A 21,008-nucleotide genomic window follows, 5' to 3' on the forward strand; every position below is an offset into this window, starting at 1 on the left:
GCGCTTACTTGGCCGCGCGCAGCACGCGGTCGGACTGCGCCTGCGCGGCGGCCAGCGCTTCCTGCGGCTTCTGCGAGCCCGTGACCGCCGCCTGCACGGCATCGTTCACGAACTTGTAGATGCGGCCGTTTTCGTGGACGGAGAGCTCCGGCACGGCATGCTCGAGCTGATCGCGCGCGACGGTCGCCTGCGGAAAACCCTTGGCGTAGTCTTCCATCGCCTTGGTCTTGTAGGCGGCGGGCGACACCGCGACGTAGCCGGTCTTCATGCTCCATTCCGCTGCACGCTCGGGCGCCGTCATCCACTGGATGAACTTGACGGCGCCCTTCTGCTGCTCGGGCGAAGCACTCTTGAAGATGTAGAAGCTGCCGCCGCCGGTCGGCGATCCCCGCCGCTCCTTGGCCGGCAGCATGGCCACGCCGAACTGGAATTTTGCGGCGTCCTTGACGGCCGTAAGGTTACCCGTCGTGTGCCACATCATCGCCGTCTTGCCTTCGAGGAAGTCGGTGCGGAGCGTCGCCCAGTCGATGCTGCCGGTCGGCATGACGTTGTGCTTGCGCGACAGGTCGACCCAGTAGTCGAGCGCGCCGACCGTCTTCGGCGCGGTGAGGTACACCTCGGTGCCGGCCTCGTTCATGATCTTCTGGCCGTTCTCGATGGCGAGCGCCTGCAGCATCCAGTAGCCGTAGCCGGTCGTCGGGATCTCGACGCCCCAACGCGTCGTGTTGGCGCCATCCTTCTTCACCAGCTTCTTCGACGTCTCGACCATTTCGTCCCAGGACGCCGGCGCCTTCTCTGGATCGAGGCCCGCTTCCTTGAAGGCGTCCTTGTTCCAGTACAGCACGATGGTCGAACGCTGGAACGGGATGCTCCAGGTCTTGCCGTCGACCTGGCCGTTGGCCATGAACGCGGGATAGAACTCCTTGAACCAGGCCTTGTCGCTGACAAGGTCGTCAAACGGCACGATCGCATTCTCGTCCATCAGCGTGAACACGTCGGTCGACAGCAACACCGACAGCTGCGGCGGCTGCCCACCCTTCATGGCGGTCATCGCCTTGGTCATCGTGTCCGTGTAGTTGCCGGCATAGACCGCCGTCACCTTGACGTCCGGATTGTCCTTCTCGAAGCGCGAGACCATGTCGTCGATGATCTTGGTGACGGGACCGCCGACCGCGACCGGATAGTACATGGTCAGATCCACCGCGGTAGCGGGACGCGCCCCCATCGAGAGCACGGCAAGTGCGGCTGCCATCAACATCGTTCGTCGCGCAAACATCTCTCTCTCCCTCTGTAATCCGCCGAGTGCCTGAAACCACCGCTGCTATCCATCGGAGGTCGCCAGCCGGCCCTGCCTGGCTGAAGTCTCCAATCGGCATTCCGAAACCGGATCGAACCGATGCTCGTGACCGGCCTCCCAGGCCAGCCGGACATCCACGCCGGGCTGAACCTTGCTGAACCCATCGAGCCGCACCGAGATCGGTTGACCGTCGATGTCGCACAGCACGATGCTGTCAGCCCCGAGATGCTCGACGGCCTTGACCCGCGCAGCATGATCCCCACCGGACACGATACGGATGTGCTCCGGCCGAATGCCGATGAGATGATCGCCCTGACGCACCAGATTCATCGGCGGTGTACCGATGAACCGCGCCGTGAACGCCGTCGCCGGCCGGTTGTAGAGCTCTTCCGGCGAGCCGTTCTGCTCGATAACGCCATCGCGCATCAACACGACGCGGTCCGCCATGGTCATGGCTTCGGTCTGATCGTGGGTGACGTAGACCATCGTCATGCCGAGACGCTGCTGCAACGCACGGATTTCCGTTCGCATCTCGTGTCGCAACTTGGCGTCGAGGTTGGACAGCGGCTCGTCCATGAGACAGACCCGCGCCTCGGCGATGATGGCGCGTCCCAGCGCGACGCGCTGGCGCTGCCCTCCCGAGAGTTGCGACGGTTTGCGATCGAGCAGATGCGCCAGACCAACGATGTCGGCGACGCGACGAAGCCGGGCGTCACGCTCGGCGCGCGACACGCGCCGCACGCGCAGGCCGAAGATGATGTTCTCGGCCACGCTCAAATGCGGGAACAGGGCATAGGACTGGAACACCATGGAGATCTTCCGGTCCGCCGGCGACAGGCGGGTCACATCGACGCCGCCGATGGCGATCGTGCCGGCGTCGGCCTCCTCGAGACCGGCGATCAGCCGCAGCGTGGTCGACTTGCCGCAGCCGGACGGTCCGAGCAGCACCAGCAGCGAGCCCTCATCCGCCGTCAGACTGATGTCATCGACGGCGCGCATCGCGCCCCACGACTTGGAGACATGACTCAGCATAATCGCCGACATGGCCGGTTCGCTCTCAGCATGATGCAGCTACGCTGACGGCGGCTCGCTCGAACGGAGCAGCGCATGCCGGTCCAAGCCGGTCCATGCATCCTCCCTCGATCCACGCGCATTCATCGGCGTAGCGACTATTATGTTCATATGAACATAGTGTGACATCATATGAAACAGAAAATTGCGCCCCTGTCGTTCAAGTGATATTTTTGTCGGGAACGGAGGGCTCATGTCCAGGAGCGCCACGACACGTCAGGTCCACATACTGGAGATCGTACGCGAGCAAAGCTTCGCTTCAATCGAGCAGCTTGCGGCGCGTTTCGAGGTGACCCAGCAGACCATCCGCCGCCTTGTGAATGCGCTCTGCGACCAGGGACTGCTTCGGCGCGTGCATGGCGGGGTTAGTCTCCCCGTCCAGAATCAGAACCTTGCTTATAGCAGCAGGCACAGGCTGAACGCCGAGGCCAAGCGGCGCATCGCGCATGCGACCGCCAAGCTCATCCCCGACGGAACGTCGCTGATGATCGGGCTCGGCACGACGCCCGAATATGTCGCGCAGGCGCTCTCCCGCCGACGGGATCTGCGGGTGATCACCAATAGCCTGAACGTGGCCGCAGCCTTCTCACATAATCCGGACGTGGAGATCACCATCGCCGGCGGCACGCTGCGGCCGCTCGACCGCGATATCATTGGAGAAGCCGCCGTGCGCTTCTTCTCGGGATTCCGCGCCGATTTCGGGATCTTCGGTGTTGGCGGCGTCGATCCGGACGGCTCACTGCTCGACTTCCACGTTGATGAAGTCAAGGCACGCCGATCGATCGCCGCCAATTCACGAACGTCCGTGCTCGTGGCCGACATCACCAAATTCGGGCGCAATGCGACGGTTCGTGGCGGCCACCTCGACCATTGCCACCATCTCGTCATCGACGACCGATTGCCGGCAGCGTTTGAACTGATTGCGCAAAGATATAGCGGCCAGCTCCATACGGCCGGCGACGCTCGCGCTGACTTCGAGCGCCTCGGCAATACCTAGTCGGTCCCTGCACATCACGCTGCAACACGATCGCGCCTCCCCGGAGGCGAGACCCACAATCGATTCACGCTCCGCGCCGAGCGGGCGGACGACGATCCATTTTGGCGCGGTTGACTTGTTATAACATTTGGACAAATGTCCTAACTAACCGGAAATATGAATAGATTTTCGGGAGGATCGCATGCCGCCATTCACGCCGACGCGACGAACGCTACTCAAGACCGGAACTGCAGCCGCCGCCTTCGCGACGTTTGGCACGGCCTTTCTCCGGCAAGCCGCAGCGCAGGACGCCGACCTCGCGCCTTACAAATCCGCTCAGATCGACTGGCAGCAGGTCTCCGGCGAGACCATCACGGTCGCCGTGATCCCGGCGAGCTATTTCGAAAACCTCATCACGCTCGCGCCGCAGTTCAAGGCGCTCACCGGCATTGACGTCCGCTTCGAGAAGATTCCGCCGGCGCAGATCCGGCAGAAGAGCGTCATCGACTTGACCTCGAAGACCGGCACCTACGCGACCCACGCCGCGGACCCCATGTATTACGCGCTCTATGCCGCGAACAAATGGGTCGAGCCGCTCGACACCTATTTGAACGACAAAGCGCTGACGGATCAGGCCTGGTTCAAGCTCGACGACATCATTCCGGCCTGGCGCAGCGCCAACGCCATCGACGGCAAGCTCTACGGCATGCCCTATGACGGCGAGGTCACCATTCAGGTCTATCGCAAGGACCTCTATGACGCCAAAGGCCTGAAGCCGGCCGACACGCTCGAGGCTTACATGGCCAATGCCGCGGCGTTGAACACGCCGAGCGATCGCGTCTGGGGCGCAGCGCTGCGCGGCGTCGCCGGTGCCGGCCAGAACATGTACATCTATCCCTCGATCTTCCGCGAATTCGGCGGCGACTGGATCAAGGGCGGCAAGCTCACAGTCAACGGCCCCGAGGCCGAGGCGGCGCTCGCCTGGTACGTCGACATCATGAAGAAGTACGCGCCGACGGCGGCGGCGAACTGGAACTGGCCGGATATCGCCGACGCCTTCTCGCAAGGCACCGTGGCCAGCTACATCGACGCGCATTCGTCGGCTTCGGTCATCAACAATCCCGAGAAGTCCAACGTGATCGGCAAGGTCGCCTATGCGCGCTGGCCGAAAGGCCCCTCGGGCAAGCGCACCACCTCGATCTGGAATTGGGGCTTTCCGATCAATTCCGCACTGCCGGAGAAGAAGCGCAAGGCGACCTGGCTGTTCATCCAATGGGCTGCCAGTGCCGAGACCCAGGCGCGCACCGCGCACAAGTTCGCCGGTCCGACCAAACGCTCGGGCGTCAACCGCTCCTCGGTGTGGAAGGACCCCGACTACATCAAGCTGATGAACGGCTTTGGCGAGAACTTCGTCGAAGCCACGATGGGCGCCCTCCAAGAGGACACCGATGTCAACTGGCGTCCGCGCGTGCCGCAATGGCCGGCGGTCGGCGATACCATGGCGACCGCGATCCAGTCGGCCCTCTCCGGCCAGGCCACGATCAAGGCCGCATTGGACGATGCGCAGCGCCGCATCGAGCCCATGATGCGCGGCTGAGCCATGGCGACGACAGCGGTGACATCGGCCGAGATCACGAGCGAGGCGCCTCGCAGCGATTTCGGGCGCGTCCTGGCGCAGCGCGAGCGCCGGTTTGCAGCGGCCCTGCTTGCACCGGCGTTTCTTGCGCTGCTCGCCACGACGACGTTTCCGCTGCTCTTCCTGATCTACACCAGCGCATTCCGGATGGATCTGGCGATGCCGTTCACCAACGGCTTCGTCGGATCCGAGAACTACCAGGTGCTGCTCTCCGACGAGCGCTTCTGGACCTCGCTGCTGGTGAGCCTTGTCTATACCGGCTCGACTGTCGCGCTGCAGGTCATCATCGGCTTGGCGCTCGCCTTGCTGGTCATGGACATGAAGCGCGGCCAGGGCTGGTTCAGGGTGATCGCCATCCTGCCCGTGGTGCTGTCGCCGGCCGTGGTCGGGATGATCTGGCGCACCTTCATGCTGGCACCGGAATTCGGCATCGTCGACTTCCTCGCGATCAACGCCGGCCTCGGCAGCAAGAATTGGCTCGGCGACCCCACGCTCGCGATGGTCTCGGTGATCGCGATCCATACCTGGCAGTGGACGCCGTTTGCGTTCATGGTGCTGCTGGCCTCGCTCGCCTCGCTGCCCGAAGACATCTACGAGGCGGCGCGGCTCGACCGTGCCTCCGCCTGGCAACGCTTTCGCCGCATCACCCTACCCTTGCTGCGCCCGGCGATCGTCATGGTCATCATCATGCGGACCATGGTGGCGCTGACCGCGTTCGCGGCGATCTTCACTGTCACCGCCGGCGGCCCCGGCACGGCGACCGAGATCCTCAATCTTTATGCCTACCGGAAATCCTTCACTGAGCTGTCGATCGGCTACGGCTCGGCGCTCGCGGTCGCGCTGCTGATCGTGACCATCATCATCTCCGGCATCCTGTTCGCGATGCGGAGGGCGAAATGAGCGCAAAGCGCCTCCGTATCATTGCCCTGCTCGCGATCTCCACGGTCTTCCTGCTCGCCTGGGCGTTTCCGATCGTCTGGAGCGTGCTGAACTCGCTCAAGACCGACTCCGACGTACTAGCCTATCCACCCAAGCTGGTGTTCGCGCCGACGCTGGAAGCCTATCGGGACGTGCTGTTCGGCTCAGGATCGATCCTGCCGAACCTGCTCTCCAGCGTCATCATCTCGGTCGGCACCACCATCGTCACCATGCTGATGGCGGTGCCGGCGGCCTACGCGCTGGCGCGCCTGCGCTTTCGCGGCAAGAAGTTCGCGGGCTTCTACGTGCTGGCCACGCAGATGCTGCCGCCGGTCGGCATCATCATCCCCTACTTCCTGGTGCTGCGGAACATCGGCTGGATCGACACTTACCAAGGCATCATCCTGATCTATCTGTCGTTCTCCCTACCCTTCGCGATCTGGCTGCTGGTCTCCTATTTCGAGGACATTCCCTTGGAGATGGAGGAAGCCGCCTATCTCGACGGCGCCAGCCGACTGAAGACACTGTGGCGGATCATCATTCCGCAGGTCCGTGGCGGCATCGCCGTGACGATCGTGTTCGTGTTCCTCAATGCGTGGAACGAGTTCTTGTTCGCCGTCGTGCTGAGCGGCAACACGGTGCGTCCGGTCACGGTCGCCATGTTCAATTTCGTCTCCGTCGAGCAGACGCTGTGGGCCAAGCTCGCCGCGGTCTCTGTTCTCGCCATGCTGCCTGTCGTCGTCCTCGGCGTGGTCGCGCAGAAGCATATCGTGAAGGGCCTGACGGTCGGTGCAGTCAAGGGCGGAGGGCGCCGATGAGCGGCCAGGGTCAGGTCAGTTTTCGCAACATCGTCAAGATGCACGGCGAGTTCGCCGCGCTGAAGGGCGTCAATTTCGACATCAAGCCGGGCGAATTCTTCGCCCTGCTCGGTCCGTCCGGCTCGGGCAAGAGCACGACGCTGCGCATCCTCGCCGGCTTGGATGCGCCGACCGCCGGTCGCGTGCTGATCGACGACAAGGACGTCACCTCGACCGACGCGCGTGACCGCGACATTGCCATGGTGTTCCAGAGCTACGCGCTCTACCCGCACATGACGGTGGCCGAGAACATCGCCTTTCCGCTGGAGATGGCGAAGTTGCCGAAGTCCGAGATCGCGCCCGCTGTGAAAGACGCCGCGCGCAAGGTGAAGATCGACCATTTGCTCCACCGCAAGCCGGGCCAGCTCTCGGGCGGCCAGCAGCAGCGCTGCGCGCTCGCCCGCGCCATCGTGCGCAAGGCACGCCTGTTCCTGCTCGACGAGCCGCTCTCGAACCTCGACGCCAAGCTGCGGCTGGAAACGCGGGCCGAGCTGAAGAAGCTGCAGCGCTCGCTCGGTGTCACCGCCGTCTACGTCACCCACGACCAGGAAGAGGCCATGACACTCGCGGACCGCATGGCGGTGTTCATGTCGGGCGAGATCCAGCAGGTCGGCACACCCGCGGAGGTGTTCGCCCGCCCGAACTCGATCGACATTGCCGGCTTCATCGGCAATCCCCCGATGAACCTCGTCCCCGCCCGTTACGTGGATGGCGACGTCATCATCGCAGGCCATCGCCTCAAGACGACGGCCACAACCGCGGGTGAGCGCGATGTGGTGGTTGGACTTCGGCCCGGCGCCCTGCGCATGGCGGAAGGTGGACTCGGGGCGCGCGTCGATCTGATCGAGGATCTCGGCGATACCGCCGTGCTCGATCTCGACTGCGCCGGCACCATGATCCGCATGCGCGTCGCCGACGGCAACATTCCCGGCGAGGGCGACACGATCTCGATCACGGCTCGTCCGCAAGACATTCACCTGTTCGATCCGGCAACGCGCATGCGGCTCTGACACCATGGCTGTTCAAACACGCAGGAAGAAACTCGCGCCGCTCGGCAGCGATGTGGCCGCGGAGGGCTCGACGCCCCTGCATATCCAGATCCGCGAATCCATTCGCAGCCAGGTGCGTGACGGCGAGTTGATCGACGAGACCGGCCGCCTGATGACCGAGGCCGAGCTCGGCCGTCATTTCGGCGTCAGCCGCATCACCATCCGCAACGCCATCGCGCCCCTCGTAAACGAAGGCATGTTCGACCGCTCGCGCGGCCGGGGCACCTTCCTGCGCTCGAACCAGCCCGAAAACTGGGCCGGCCACCTCATGGGCTTCTCGGAAACCATCCGCGACGCGGGCTACCAGGCTGGCGCCATGATCCTGCAGCAGGGCATGACCAACCGGCACGATGCCGCCGTTCGCGAGCAGCTGCGCGAGCGCGCCGTCTGGCAGCTACGGCGCTTGCGGCTCGCGGACGACACGCCGATCGCCATCGAGCACGCCTTCTATCCCCCGGATATCGGTCTCGAGCTCGAGAAGCGCGATCTGGTCTCGATCATCATGTACCGCGTCTTCGAAGACGAGCTTGGCCTCGCCATCAAGGACGCCCAGCAGACCATCAGCGCCGACCTCGCCGACGCCGGCAACGCCAAGCTGCTGGGGGTGAAGGTCGGCTCTCCCCTGCTCTCCATCGAGCGCGTCACCTTCGGCAAGGACGGACGGGCGCTCGAGCTGCTGCGCGCCGTGTACTTACCGAAATATTTCCGCCTCAGCATCAGCCTGATGCGCCGCCACTAGCAACGCCACAAGTCAAGAACGAGGACACAAACATGCCGAATGGCGCAAAGACCTCCGATAGCCCCAACATCCTGCTCATCCTCAACGACGACATGGGCTTTTCGGACATCGGCTGTTATGGCGGCGAGATCCAGACGCCGAACCTCGATCGCCTTGCCGCCAATGGCTTGCGCTATTCGCAGTTCTACAACACCGCCCGCTGCAGCCCCTCGCGCGCTTCGCTGCTCACCGGCCTGCATCCGCACCAGACCGGCATCGGCATCCTCACCTACAGCAACGGCCCCGAGGGCTACGCCGGCAACCTGAACAAGAGCTGCGTGACGATCGCCGAGGCCCTAAAGAGCAGGAACTACACGTCCTACCTCAGCGGCAAATGGCACATCGCCAGCAGCCTGACGGAGCCGACCGACGCATGGCCGATGCAGCGCGGCTTCGACCATTTCTACGGCACAATCATCGGCGCCGGCAGCTTTTACCATCCCAACACGCTCACCCGCGGCAACGACAATATCGAGCACGAGGCGGAGAGGGATCCGTCGTTCTTCTATACCGACGCGATCAGCGATCAGGCCGCCGCCTTCATCCGCCAACACAAGGCGCAGAAGCCCGACGCGCCGTTCTTCCAGTACGTCGCCTATACGGCGCCACACTGGCCACTCCATGCCCATGACGAGGATATCGCCAAGTACAAAGGCCGCTTCGACGCGGGCTGGGACAGGCTGCGCGAGGAGCGCCTCAAGCGCCTGGTCGACGACGGCATCATCCATCCGAGCTGGCGCCTGACCGATCGCGATCCGACCCAGCCGCCGTGGACGGACGCGGAGCAGCGCGAATGGACGCTGCGCTGCATGGAGGTTTACGCAGCCCAGATCGACCGCATGGACCAGGGCATCGGCCGGACCCTGAAGGCGCTGGAAGAGACCGGCCAGATGGACAACACGCTGATCATCTTCCTCTCCGACAACGGCGCCTGCGCCGAGGACATTCCGGAAGGCGTCACGGCAAAGGAGCTGGTCGACCAGCTCATGATCGCCCAGGCCACAACACGCGACGGCAGGCCGGTGCGCTTCGGCAATGACCCGACCCTGATGCCCGGCGCCGAGGACACTTACCAGAGCTACGGCACCGCCTGGGCCAATCTCTCCAACACGCCGTTCCGTCTCTACAAGCACTGGATCCACGAAGGCGGCATCGCGACGCCGTTCATCGTGCACTGGCCGCGCGGCATCTCCGAGAGAGGCGGCCTGCGGCACAATCCGAGCCAGCTCACCGACGTGATGGCGACCATCCTCGACGTCACCGGCGCCACCTATCCCAAGGAGTACAACGGCAACGCCATCCTGCCCTGCGAGGGCGAGAGCCTCGTGCCGTCATTCGCCTCTGCCTATGGCAACCGTGGCCCGCTGTTCTGGGAGCACGAGGGCAATGCGGCCGTGCGCGTCGGCAAGTGGAAGCTGGTGCGGAAGTATCCCGGCCCATGGGAGCTCTACGACATGGAGACGGACCGCACCGAGATGAACGATCTCGCCGCGCAGCATCCGGATCGCGTCCGCGAGATGACGGCGCAGTATCAGCAATGGGCCAATCGCTGCGGCGTGATCCCGCGCGAGAAGATTCTGGAGTTAATGAAGGCGGAAGGCGGCACCGCTTTCTGGGAGGAAGAGAAGCAAAAATAGGACATGATGGTGGATCGCTCACACTGTTGCACCCAGCCCGCCGCCGGCAACGGGCCGGCGGCGGGCGAGGATGCGCAAGCAGCGGTCCTCCCCAGTCCAACTCCGATTTCGCGTCGCTGGAGCTTGCTGATCGGCGGAACCTTCCACATGGGATCGGCCGGTAGCGGCTTCGTCGAAGACGGCGAAGGCCCAGTGCGGCTGGTGACGCTGTCGCCGTTTGCCATTGCCTGCCATGCCGTGAGCAATCTGCAATTCGGCGACTTCGTGCGTGCCACGGGCTACACGACGGACGCCGAACGCTACGGCTGGAGCTTTGTGTTCGACGGGCTGTTGCCGGAAGAGGCGCGTGCGGCCCGCACGACGCGCGTTCAGGAAACGCCATGGTGGGTCCCGGTGACGCGCGCCTACTGGGCGCAGCCGGAAGGAGCGTCGAGCAGCATCCTCGACAGGCTCGATCATCCCGTCGTCCACGTCTCCTGGAACGACGCACAGGCCTACTGTCAATGGTCGGGCACGCGCCTTCCGACCGAAGCGGAATGGGAGATGGCCGCGCGCGGCGGGTTGGACCAGGCCACCTACCCCTGGGGCAAGGAGCTGGAGCCCGGCGGCGAGCATCGATGCAATATCTGGCAGGGCAACTTTCCCGACCGCAACACCATGGATGACGGCTATTTCGGTACGGCGCCCGTTCACAGTTTCGCGCCCAACGGATATGGCCTGCACAATGTCGCCGGAAATGTCTGGGAATGGTGCGAGGACTATTTTTCGCCGAGCTATCACCGCCTCACACCATCACGAGACCCCTTGAACCGCGAGCCGGCTCCCAATCGATCAATGCGCGGCGGATCCTTCCTCTGCCACGAATCCTACTGCAATCGCTATCGCGTCGCGGCGCGAAGCTCCAATACGCCCGACTCCGCGTCCAGCAATATCGGCTTCCGCGTCGTGCGCGCCGAGCCGCTGCGGGATTCGGCCTAGGATGCGCAGGCGTCACATCCTGCGAAGCCGGCCACGGCTCCCGGCATCCGCACGACGTGGGCTTCGCTCAGAGTGCCGATCGTGGCGCGATGATCAGTGCGGGCGACAACCGAGCACGTCGGCTTCGCTGGGCTCAAAGGCCTTCAGGAGCTTTCGCACCGGCGTGGACGTGGCGATTGATCCTAATCGCATCGCGCTTTAAGGCGAAGAACTCGAGCGTCGGAACCAGGAACTGTTCTCGCGTTGACGCCGCTGTTGTTTGAGCATGATCTTCTCGGAAAACTGCTACGCACTTTTCCGAATCATGCTTCAGGGCCGCAGATCCATGTCGATCCGCACGAAGTCGCCGCGATAGGTGACCTCGCCGAGATAGATCACGGTGCGGTCCGCGGTCGTGAAGATGCGGCGCACTTCGGCCACCGGCGAATTCAGCGGCACGCGCAGCAACCGCGCCGCCTCAATATCGGCGGCGCCGATCGTCAGGGTCTGGCGCGCGCTGGCGATCGCGGGATCCCTGAGATCGTTCAAAATGGGGATCACGGTCTCGTTGCGAAAACGCTTCGGCGTCCTGCGGAAGATCTTCTCGTCGAGATAGATTGAAATGACGCAGTACGGCTGTTTCTGCCGCGAATGCAGCCGACGCATGAAAACGTATTTTTCGGCTGGCTTGCCGTCGCCGGGAAGTAGCGGCGCATCGCTGCGGCTCTCCGAGATATTGATGATCTCGGGCGAAGTGTCGCGGTACATGTCGGCGAGATCGGCGAGCGTCGTCTCGACCTTGAGCCAGCGATCCTGTCGCACGGCCCCCGTGACGAAGGTGCCGCGGCCCTGCTGCGCCTCAATCACGCCGTCGCGGGCGAGCAGCTCCACCGCCTGCCTGATCGTGACGCGCGACACGCCGAACTCGGCCGCCAGTTCCTCGTTGGCGGGCAGGCGAAAGCCTTGGGTCCAGACGCCGCGCGCGATGCGCTGCCGGAAGATGTCGGCGATCTGCGCGTATTTGGGGACGTGACTATCGGAACTCAATTCCATCTCGTCCTCCACAATTCAGGTCGCGCGATCAAGCCATGACCAGCGCGGCGCCGCGTTCGCCGATCATCAGGCTGGTCGCATTCGTGTTGGCCGACGTGATCTGCGGCATCACCGAGGCGTCGATCACCCGCAACCGTTCGACACCGCGCACACGGAGCTGCGGATCGAGCACAGCCTGCGCATCGCTGCCCATGCGACAGGTCCCGACACAGTGAAAAACTGTGCCACCGGTATTCCGCGCAAAATCCCACAGCCCGGCATCATCCCTTGCCGCCTCTCCCGGCACCATCTCGACATCCCAGAGCGGGCGAAACGCCCTCTGCTGATAGATTTCGCGCAGAATCTTCAGGCCCGCAACAATGGTCTTGCGATCGATCTCTTCGGCAAAATAATTCGGCACGATACGCGGCTGTTCGAATGGATCGGTCGAGCTGATCGCAAGCCGACCCCGCGATTGTCCGTGGCACTGCCAGACCGAGGCGGTGAAGCCGGAATAGCTGTGCAGGGGCTCGCCGGGCTTGTCGACAGAGAGCGGCATCACGTTGAACTGCACGTCCGGTCGTCCGCCGACCGCGTATTCCGTACAGGCTGCGCCGCCCACCTGTCCCGCCCCGACGGTCAGCGGACCGCTGCCAGTCAGCATCCACTGCAAGCCCATCCTCGCGAGCTCGACGGGATTGCGGACCTGATCGTTGAGCGAAATTCGTTGCTTCAGGCGGACGATCAGCCGGGCCTGATAATGGTCCTGGAGATTGGCGCCGACGTCCGGACAATCGGCAACGACAGGAATGCCGAGCTTGCGCAGCAGGTCCGCCGGACCGACGCCGGAGAGCTGGAGGATCTGCGGCGACTGCAGCGCGCCGCCGGACAGGATGATCTCTCGATCAGCCGCTGCGCTGTGGACCTGCCCCTTGCTGATCCACTCTACACCGGTCGCGACGCGCCCGTTGAAAACGACCCTGCTGACATGCGCATGGGTGATGATGGTGAGGTTGGGACGGCCGGCGACGGGGCGCAGAAACGCAGAAGCCGAACTGGTCCGCCAGTGCCGCCCGATGCCGAGCTGGTAGGTCCCGACGCCGAGCGTCGTTGCGCCGTTGAAGTCGGGATTGCGCGGCAGGCCGAACTCTACACCCGCCTCGACCCAGGCCTTCGATGCCGGATTGTCGTTGCGGAGATCGGAGGTCTCGAACTCCCCGAGCCCGCCGTGAAACTGACTCTCGCCGCCACGGTAGCGTTCGTAGCGTCGGAAATACGGCAGGAGTTCGCTATAGCTCCAGCCATCGGCGCCGAGGCGTTCCCAATCGTCAAAGTCCTCGTGCTGGCCCCGGATGAAGATCAGACCGTTGATCGAGGACGAGCCACCAAGCACGCGGCCACGCGGCCAGACGATGGCACGACCGCCGCTCCCCTCCGAGGGCTCGGTCCTGAACAGGCGCGAGAATCGCTCGTTGTAAATGGTCCGGTAATAGCCGACCGGAAGTTTCAGCCAGAAATTTCGATCCGCTCCGCCGGCCTCCAGCAACAGCACGCGGCAGGACGGATCGGCCGACAAGCGGTTGGCAACGATGCAACCGGCCGAGCCCGCGCCGACGACGATGTAGTCGTAACCGCGCGCTGGCATCAGATCGTCCGGTATTGTTCGACGGAGGCAAGATCGGGCGTGATGCCGATGCCAGCCTCGTCACTGAGCGTGATCATACCGTCGCGGACATCGAACACGGGACCACAGAAGCGGTCGCGCAGCGGGTTTTCGTTGCAGTCGACTTCGAGCAGCCCGTCGCCGCCGACGCCGGCGAGAAGATGCGCGGATGCCAGAAGGCCGACGCCAGCGCCGAGATAATGCGGGCAGAACATCTTTCCCGACGCCAAGATGTCGCCGGCGATGCTCGCGCATGCCGACAGCCCGCCCCATTTGGCGATGTCGGGCTGGACGACGCCGAGCACCGGCTCACGCAGCACCTCGGCAAAGCCGGCTTGGCTCGCGATGTTCTCGCCGGCCGCGAGCGGAAAGCGGATGGCCTCGCGCAATTGGCTCCATTCCTGCCGCGGGCGATCGGCGCGGATCGGCTCCTCAAGCCAGGCGAGACCGAAGCGCTCGAGTTGCGGGGCAAGTTCCAGCGCCTGCGCTATTGCCCAGCCCTGGTTGACGTCGGCGGCCAACAGGCCTTCGCCTACCAGACGACGCAACGCGGCGAGATTGGCGCGGTCACCTGCCGGATCGAAGCCGATCTTCAGCTTCAACGCGCGGTAGCCGCGGCTGAGCGCCGCTTCAGCCGTTCGCTCGGACCCGACCGGATTGATGCCGCTGGCGTAGACCTTGATCGTGCGCCTCGCCCCGCCGAGCAGCTTCCAGAGCGCAACGCTCTGGCGGCGCGCGTGAAGATCCCAGACGGCGAGATCGATGCCGGCGATCGACTGCGCAAATGGCCCGGCTTCCCCGGATTGCAGCGCAAGCACCGAGGTTCCCTGCGTCAGATGCTCGAACGCAGCAGACGCCTCAGAGGCGTTGAAGCCGACCAGAGCCGGCGCGAGCACGTCGTTGACAAGCCGAACACGATACTCGGCTCCCGGTGCTGGAAAATTGCACCACACTTCGCCCCAGCCGATGTTTCCGTCGGTGTCCTCGACGCGGACGAACACAGCGGGCCGATCCTTCATGCGCCCAAAGGACGTGATGACCGGCGTATTCAGCGGGTAGCGATAGCCAAAGGCCTGGACGCTTCGGATGGTGAAAGGCTGCGATGTCATGCGGGAAAGCCTGCGGCGCCCACGATCAAAGGCGCCACTTGTATGGTCATCCTATTTATAATATGACCTTTGAAAACATCAACCGCAATCTGGGTGGACGCGTCGAATGAACGGAGCCGGCCTGAGACGCCTCGGTCTCGGATTGCTACCGTGGATCGGTGCAATCCTGCTCTGGTACGCCGTACGCTGGAGCGGCTTCGTCAACGTTTCACTGATCCCCGCACCGCACCAGGTCGCTGCAAAATCCTTCGAGCTTCTCACCAAGGAAGGCTTGCTGATCGACATCTTCGCCTCGACGCGGCGCGTCTTTCTCGGCGTCGCGCTCGGCATCCTAGTGGCCGTGCCCGCCGGATTTCTGCTCGGGTGGTATCGACCCGCCCGCACGTTCGCCGACCCCATGATCAACTTCTTTCGCGCGCTGCCGCCGATCGCGCTGATCCCGCTGGTGATCGTCTATTTCGGCGTCGACGAGACCGCAAAGCTCGTCATCCTGTTCTACGCCTCGTTCTTCTCCGGCGTGATCGTGATGTATGAGGGCGTCTCGCAGATCACGCCGCTTTACATCCGCGTGGCGCAGACGCTCGGCGCCAACCAGGCGGAGATCTTTCGCAAGGTCATCATTCCCCTCACCGTCCCGCACATTCTCACGGCGCTGCGGGTGGCGTTGGGCGTGGCCTGGGCGACGCTGGTCGCGTCCGAGCTGATCGCGGCGCAGCGCGGGCTCGGCGCCATGATCCAGAATGCCTCGACCTACTTCCTGCTCGACGTCATCTATGTCGGCATCATCTGCATCGGCCTGATCGCGCTCATCATGGATTTGATCCTGCGCAAGATCACGGCGCGGCTATTGGCCTGGCAGGATCGGGCCATCGCATGAACAAGCGCGCGCAGTTCGACAAGGTTTCGCTGTCCTTCGAGACGCCGAAGGGCCGCCTCAACGTCGTCGAGGACGTCAGCTGCGACATCAACGACGGCGACTTCATGCGGTGATCGGGCCGTCCGGCTGCGGCAAGACCACCATGATGAACATGCTCGCCGGCTTCCAGAAGCCGACGACCGGCAAGGTCCTGTTCGACGGCCGTCCCGTCGCCGGTCCCGGGCCCGAGCGCGGCGTCATCTTCCAGGAATACGGCGTATTCCCCTGGTTGACGGTAAAGCAGAACATCGCCTTCGGCCTGACGCTCAACGCCAACCATGTCCCGACCGCCGAGCGCGACGCGATCTGCGATCACTATCTCGGCCTGATGGGCCTGTCCGACTTCGCCAATTCCTATCCGAAGCATCTGTCCGGCGGCATGCGACAACGCCTCGCGATCGCGCGGGCCTATGCGGTGAAGCCGCAGTTTCTCCTGATGGACGAGCCGTTCGGAGCGCTCGACGCCCAGACCCGCTCCAACATGCAGAACCTGCTGCTCAAGGTGCTGGAGACCGAAGGCAAGACCGTCATGCTGATCACTCATTCCGTCGAGGAGGCGATCTACCTCGCATCCCGCATCGTGGTGGTGACGGCGCGGCCGGCGCGGATCAAGGAGATCATCGACGTTCCCTTCGCCTATCCGCGCGACGAATCGATCCAGGAGCGTCCGGAATTCGCCGAACTGCGAAGCCATATCAGGCAGCTCGTGATGGACGAGTATCGCGCCCAGCAGGCGCAGATGCGTCCAGTCTCGTTCTCGGAATAACAGGCAAAACGGAGGACACATCATGGATCGGCGGCAATTTCTGACCACGACGGCAGGCCTGGCGCTCGGCACCTTCACAGCCTCGGCACCGGCGACCGCGCAAGCGAAAACGAAGGTCCGCGTCGGCTATCTTCACACCGTCGCCGTCGACGGCCAGATCTGGACCGGCATGGACCGCGGCTCCTTCGAAAAGCAGGGCCTCGATCTCGAGCTGCGGCAGTTTAACACTGGCCTGGAAATCTTTCAGGCGCTGATCGGCGGCAGCCTCGACGTGCTGGCGACCGGCGCGGTCCTCTCGAACTTCCCGGCGCGCGGCCAAGGCAAGGTGTTTCTAATCAACGACATCGAGGTCGCGACCGCGCAGCTGTGGGTCCGCGGCGATCAGGACATCAAGTCGTTCGCCGACCTGAAAGGCAAGCGCATCGCAACCGCGACCGGCACGACGGCGCACGTGTTCCTCGACACCGCGCTGCGGGCCAACAAGGTCGATCCCAAGGAGGTCGAGCTCGTCAACCAGACCATGCCGGCGGCCGTGACCGCCTTCATCTCCGGCGCCGTGCCGGCCGTGGCGCTCTGGGTGCCGTTCAACGTCACGGTCCGCGACAAGGTACCGGGCGCGACCATGCTTGCCGATGCGTCAGCCTATTATCCAAAGGCGGCCATCATTGGCGGCTGGGCTGCGGCGAACGACTATTATGAACCCAACAAGGAAACCCTGGCCAAGCTGATCCGCGGCTGGGCTGATGCCAACGACTATATCGTCGCCAACAGCAACGAGGCGATGGAGAAGCTGCAAAAGGGGCATTACAGCCAAACGCCGCTGTCGGACATCAACGAGTCCTTCAAGGCTCAGAAGATGTTCACTTCCAAGGATTGGAAGCGGATGTACTCGGACGGGACCGTCACCAACTGGCTGCAGCAATCGACAGACTTCTTCATGGCCAACGCCGGCATCAAGGACTTCACGCCTGCGAGCAAATACTTCGATCCGAGCCTGTATTTGAAGACGATCGCCTAGAGACCACGGAGCCGGGAGACTCGGATCGCGCCGCACACGTCATGTTTGCGGTGCGCTCCAGTTCTCTTTCTCGGCCGATTGATCTGCTAACGTACCAGGCATGTATCAAGCACCGCGGTGAAAACGCCATCCCTTCCGTACGCTCAAATGCGCTGCTCCACTCCTTATCGGGATGGTGTGGATTACCGGCTCCAAACAGGCTAACCCACTCGCGGTCCTTCGGGCCGCAGACTCCTGGAGGCGAGAGACATAGCCAAGGCTACGCCAAACTACGAGATAGCTGCTGCAGCCCTACTCCCACTCGATCGTCCCCGGCGGCTTGCTGTCACATCGACACCCCCCGGTTCACGCCCTTCACCTCGTTGATGATGCGCGTGGCGGTCTCGCCCAGGAACTTCATGTCGAATTGGTAGAAATCCGCGGTCATGCCGTCGGTTGAAGTGACGGCGCGCAGGCCGATGACCAAATCGTAGGTGCGGCCGTTGTCCATGACGTCCACCGTTCTCATTTCGGCGTTCAAGACGCGATGCTATTGCGCGGTCCGATTTGGAGCAATCGTCATCCCGCCCTAGTTCATGAGCTTTCGGTGCTGCCGGATCACTTTTTAGTCGTGCTGCCAGATAGCTGCTCAGCAGACCCGCCGATTTTGTTCGAGACCACGTAGACGTCGACGCCGCTCATCGAGCATTCCTCGCTTGATGCTCGATTTTTCGTGATGACCTCGATCGTCTTGCCATCCTTGGTGTGAAACGTGATGTCGTAAACCTGCTGGTAGAGATCCTTGCCGATCCTTTCGGATGCGAGACGAACGGCCTTGGTCTGCGCTTCGATCACTGATGGGATATCGATCAGGCCGGCGTTCTTGAGGTGCACGAGGGCCATGTTAGTGGGCCAACTCGCGCAGTCCGGAGACTTCGCCAGAGCCACCGCAGCCGGCATAGAAAATATTGCGGCCATCACCACTTTCAACGCGGCGCGCATCAATGCACCACCTTGATGGTGTGGTCGCCACTTTCCCGGATCTGCTTGCGCCTATTGATGGGCAGTACGGCAACGTACATGCCATCGCGGTCGCCGCGCCTGTAAAGCTTCTCGCCAGGCTTGAGCTTCTGAAGTCCCGTATCGGTCAACAAGGCATTCTCCGTCCGGTTCGCCGCCAGATACCATCATAGACTATGATGGTATATAATCGGTCGAAACGGAGCCCACTAAAAGTGTCCCGTGCACCACCGCGGGTCGGGCATCATATACCCCTTATCGAATAGCTCAGGCTCGGGATGAAGGAGATATTCCAAATCCGTTCGATCATCACTTGTGCCGTTTTCAATGCAAGTTGAGTGTCCGTTGCGTTCGGCGAATACTTCAACTTATGGACGATCTTATTCCGAAACCCTCGAACGGTGTCTATGTCTTTGAATAAAGAGTTTGGCAGTACATCCCATAGCTCAAGCAGATTGGAGACCATGCTAATGGTGAAATCGCGGCCAACTAGAAAATCATGCCTCTCACGATTGATCTTCTTTTGGCCATTCTCAAATTCACGATTGAGGCTAGCGAGGTGACGCTCCCACAAGTGGGCAATGCTCCCCTCAGTGATGAACCATGCGAGAATTAAAGAGTCTCGTAGTTTCCAATTTTGTACTCGCTTAGCCCCTTCGCAAAGGACGCCAAGTCCTTTTCCGAACCTGGCGAACTAACGACTGAAGCAAACATAGTCGAGGCACGCTGAATGACGTCCATAGAGACGACAGGCCGCATCATAATCCTCGAGTCGTACTCGATTGGCACTCCATGCGAGTAGTTTGATAGGTTCCGGCCCATCTGGAAGACAGATACCACGCTTTCCATTGCTATGTTTTCGCCGACACTCTTACCGTCTTCGTAATGGACACGGAATGCATCTCGGTTGGTGATCTCATGGAGATCAAAATAGACAAAATTGGCGACTTCCAGCATCGCCGAGTCGAGCAGCAGATAGAAAGCGTTCAGGTAATCGAGATATTCGCCCCACCTCCTTACGATGTCTTCAATCCTCCCAGGTTGGTCCTGTTCCTGACCTCCTTCCAAAGCCACAATGCGGAGCATGATCCGACCGTCTCTGCAAATCTTTATCGTGTAGGAATCCGTCTCACACGAAAAGACTTCCTTTGCCATTTGGTCATGAAACCAGCCTTCGCGCTCCCGGCTTGAGAAGTCGAGCTTACTGCACGCCCAAAATGGCCTTGATGGGTAGAAGGCAGTGAATTGGCCGATTGGCACGGAGTGGCGCTCCTTGATGATGCTCAGCACGTCGTAGACGGGTGGAGCAATGCGACACCCATCCTAGGCGCTAGGTGAACGACTTCCCGTTGTCGCGCCGCCAGAAACCCCACCAACGTGGTTCACTCTGGGACCAGGCATATAGGTCGGCCGCCAACTGACGTACGGCTGGCTTGAATGTTTCGTCGTCCCGAATCGCAGCTAAAATCTTTGGGCTATCTTGATGCCCACCCAAGAGAGGCATCAAGCTGTAACCAACGCTCGGACGTTCAAAATCACTGTCCGGCAACATCGACAAAAGCTTACCAATATCTTTTGGTCCAAAGGCTAGGACCTTTGCGACGGCCGGACGGCGGATCTCTGGAGGAATCTGACCGGAGTAATAACCGATGTCATCGTGTCCAAGCAGCTTAGCCAGCCCCAGGGGGAGATTAAGAGTTAGTTGATCCACAGGCCTCGAGCGAAACGCGTCAATGAGGCAGTCCCAAGCAGAGGCTTCACGGTAGTACCGCGCCCGAATTGTGCGAACACCGATGTCGTGAGTTTCAATATCGTTGGAGACAACCCAGTCGCACAATCTTTCAAGCGGAACGTTTGGCGCTTCTCCCAATAGGGTTGGAACCAGGATTGCGGCAAAATCAGTATCGTGGAACCTATTCCAGAGTGCCTTCGTAAAATTGAATGTCGTACCCGACTTTAGACTCGATCTCCGAAACTCGTTCGAGATCGCTTGCAAATTCACCCACCAAGCAGCCATTTCAGTAGGATCATAGACGACCCCCAGTGTGAGAAGGTCATGCTCTGCCCAAAAGTGGATATGGGCAGCCGTCGCCGGTAAATGACAGCGATCAGGTGAAACGTAGCTCGCGCCGGACTTGATCTGAAAAGCGACTTCCCGAGGCCGAACATGACCATCCACAACCAACACCATTGTGGCGTCTTGTCCAAAGTCATGCTGAAGATTGATTTCTTTGAATAGACTTCCCGCCCCTTCCACAACACCGCGCACAAAATTCACGCCCGCGCGTTCTGTGATGATGTTTCCGCGCGTCTTCATCAAATGACCGCC

General features: G+C 62.2%; 18 protein-coding genes and 3 pseudogenes. 11 read left to right on the top strand and 10 right to left on the bottom strand.

Annotated elements, in window-relative coordinates; genetic code table 11:
• Window positions 1-4: 4 nt before the first annotated feature.
• On the bottom strand, window positions 5-1,258 hold the full coding sequence (locus tag IVB28_RS18165; RefSeq protein ID WP_247528589.1) for an ABC transporter substrate-binding protein: 1,254 nt from the start codon (window positions 1,256-1,258) through the stop codon (window positions 5-7).
• 63 nt (window positions 1,259-1,321) lie between these two features.
• Entirely contained in the window at window positions 1,322-2,341 is a 1,020-nt protein-coding gene (locus tag IVB28_RS18170; RefSeq protein WP_247527919.1) for an ABC transporter ATP-binding protein, read from the bottom strand.
• Between the two features lie 220 nt (window positions 2,342-2,561).
• On the opposite strand from IVB28_RS18170, the gene IVB28_RS18175 reads away from it, so the two are divergent.
• The 8 genes from IVB28_RS18175 to IVB28_RS18210 all read left to right on the top strand — a co-directional run bounded on the left by IVB28_RS18175 (window position 2,562) and on the right by IVB28_RS18210 (window position 11,197).
• Complete coding sequence (locus IVB28_RS18175) at window positions 2,562-3,365, top strand: DeoR/GlpR family DNA-binding transcription regulator (protein WP_247528593.1); 804 nt, start codon at window positions 2,562-2,564, stop codon at window positions 3,363-3,365.
• A gap of 181 nt (window positions 3,366-3,546) precedes the next feature.
• Window positions 3,547-4,941 carry a sugar ABC transporter substrate-binding protein gene (locus tag IVB28_RS18180; protein WP_247527920.1) on the top strand — a complete coding sequence of 465 codons (1,395 nt, stop codon included), beginning with the start codon at window positions 3,547-3,549 and terminating at the stop codon, window positions 4,939-4,941.
• 3 nt (window positions 4,942-4,944) lie between these two features.
• Window positions 4,945-5,880, top strand: a complete 936-nt coding sequence (locus tag IVB28_RS18185) for a sugar ABC transporter permease (RefSeq protein WP_247527921.1) — start codon at window positions 4,945-4,947, stop codon at window positions 5,878-5,880.
• On the top strand, window positions 5,877-6,716 hold the full coding sequence (locus IVB28_RS18190; RefSeq protein ID WP_247527922.1) for a carbohydrate ABC transporter permease: 840 nt from the start codon (window positions 5,877-5,879) through the stop codon (window positions 6,714-6,716). Before IVB28_RS18185 ends, IVB28_RS18190 begins: the two co-directional genes overlap by 4 nt.
• Window positions 6,713-7,765, top strand: a complete 1,053-nt coding sequence (locus tag IVB28_RS18195; protein WP_247527923.1) for an ABC transporter ATP-binding protein — start codon at window positions 6,713-6,715, stop codon at window positions 7,763-7,765. Before IVB28_RS18190 ends, IVB28_RS18195 begins: the two co-directional genes overlap by 4 nt.
• Before the next feature lie 4 nt (window positions 7,766-7,769).
• A complete protein-coding gene (locus tag IVB28_RS18200; RefSeq protein ID WP_247527925.1) occupies window positions 7,770-8,543 on the top strand; it encodes a GntR family transcriptional regulator in 774 nt (257 codons plus the stop codon).
• A gap of 32 nt (window positions 8,544-8,575) precedes the next feature.
• Window positions 8,576-10,219 (top strand): arylsulfatase, encoded by a 1,644-nt coding sequence (locus IVB28_RS18205; RefSeq protein ID WP_247527926.1) that lies wholly within the window; start codon window positions 8,576-8,578, stop codon window positions 10,217-10,219.
• Between the two features lie 6 nt (window positions 10,220-10,225).
• Window positions 10,226-11,197, top strand: a complete 972-nt coding sequence (locus IVB28_RS18210) for a formylglycine-generating enzyme family protein (RefSeq protein ID WP_256467007.1) — start codon at window positions 10,226-10,228, stop codon at window positions 11,195-11,197.
• A 309-nt stretch (window positions 11,198-11,506) separates the two neighbouring features.
• Here IVB28_RS18210 and IVB28_RS18215 read toward each other — a convergent pair whose 3' ends face one another.
• From IVB28_RS18215 to IVB28_RS18225, 3 genes are read right to left on the bottom strand one after another with little or no spacing between them, the layout of a single operon-like run.
• Entirely contained in the window at window positions 11,507-12,229 is a 723-nt protein-coding gene (locus IVB28_RS18215) for a GntR family transcriptional regulator (protein ID WP_247527928.1), read from the bottom strand.
• Window positions 12,230-12,257: 28 nt separating this feature from the next.
• Window positions 12,258-13,853 (bottom strand): GMC family oxidoreductase N-terminal domain-containing protein, encoded by a 1,596-nt coding sequence (locus tag IVB28_RS18220; protein WP_247527929.1) that lies wholly within the window; start codon window positions 13,851-13,853, stop codon window positions 12,258-12,260.
• The gene (locus tag IVB28_RS18225; RefSeq protein WP_247527930.1) at window positions 13,853-14,980 is read right to left on the bottom strand and encodes a mandelate racemase/muconate lactonizing enzyme family protein; all 1,128 of its coding nucleotides are present in this window, start codon (window positions 14,978-14,980) and stop codon (window positions 13,853-13,855) included. Before IVB28_RS18225 ends, IVB28_RS18220 begins: the two co-directional genes overlap by 1 nt.
• A gap of 106 nt (window positions 14,981-15,086) precedes the next feature.
• On the opposite strand from IVB28_RS18225, the gene IVB28_RS18230 reads away from it, so the two are divergent.
• The 3 genes and pseudogenes from IVB28_RS18230 to IVB28_RS18240 all read left to right on the top strand — a co-directional run bounded on the left by IVB28_RS18230 (window position 15,087) and on the right by IVB28_RS18240 (window position 17,680).
• Window positions 15,087-15,857, top strand: coding sequence for an ABC transporter permease (locus IVB28_RS18230; RefSeq protein ID WP_247527931.1), 771 nt, complete (start codon window positions 15,087-15,089; stop codon window positions 15,855-15,857).
• Window positions 15,854-16,662: pseudogene (locus IVB28_RS18235) on the top strand (ABC transporter ATP-binding protein). The gene IVB28_RS18230 and the pseudogene IVB28_RS18235 overlap by 4 nt, the downstream one beginning before the upstream one ends.
• Before the next feature lie 22 nt (window positions 16,663-16,684).
• Window positions 16,685-17,680 carry an ABC transporter substrate-binding protein gene (locus IVB28_RS18240; RefSeq protein WP_247527932.1) on the top strand — a complete coding sequence of 332 codons (996 nt, stop codon included), beginning with the start codon at window positions 16,685-16,687 and terminating at the stop codon, window positions 17,678-17,680.
• A 291-nt stretch (window positions 17,681-17,971) separates the two neighbouring features.
• On the opposite strand, the pseudogene IVB28_RS18245 reads toward IVB28_RS18240, so the two are convergent.
• The 5 genes and pseudogenes from IVB28_RS18245 to IVB28_RS18265 all read right to left on the bottom strand — a co-directional run.
• A pseudogene (locus IVB28_RS18245) lies at window positions 17,972-18,188 on the bottom strand (GMP synthase (glutamine-hydrolyzing)); the annotation flags it as partial.
• An 89-nt stretch (window positions 18,189-18,277) separates the two neighbouring features.
• Window positions 18,278-18,661, bottom strand: a complete 384-nt coding sequence (locus IVB28_RS18250) for a hypothetical protein (RefSeq protein ID WP_247527934.1) — start codon at window positions 18,659-18,661, stop codon at window positions 18,278-18,280.
• A 59-nt stretch (window positions 18,662-18,720) separates the two neighbouring features.
• A pseudogene (locus IVB28_RS18255) lies at window positions 18,721-18,813 on the bottom strand (integrase); the annotation flags it as partial.
• A 478-nt stretch (window positions 18,814-19,291) separates the two neighbouring features.
• Complete coding sequence (locus IVB28_RS18260) at window positions 19,292-19,969, bottom strand: hypothetical protein (RefSeq protein WP_247527935.1); 678 nt, start codon at window positions 19,967-19,969, stop codon at window positions 19,292-19,294.
• 40 nt (window positions 19,970-20,009) lie between these two features.
• The gene (locus IVB28_RS18265) at window positions 20,010-20,996 is read right to left on the bottom strand and encodes a DUF4365 domain-containing protein (protein WP_247527937.1); all 987 of its coding nucleotides are present in this window, start codon (window positions 20,994-20,996) and stop codon (window positions 20,010-20,012) included.
• Between the last annotated feature and the right edge of the window lie 12 nt (window positions 20,997-21,008).

This window comes from Bradyrhizobium sp. 199 (assembly GCF_023073355.1).
Classification (GTDB): Bacteria; Pseudomonadota; Alphaproteobacteria; order Rhizobiales; family Xanthobacteraceae; genus Bradyrhizobium.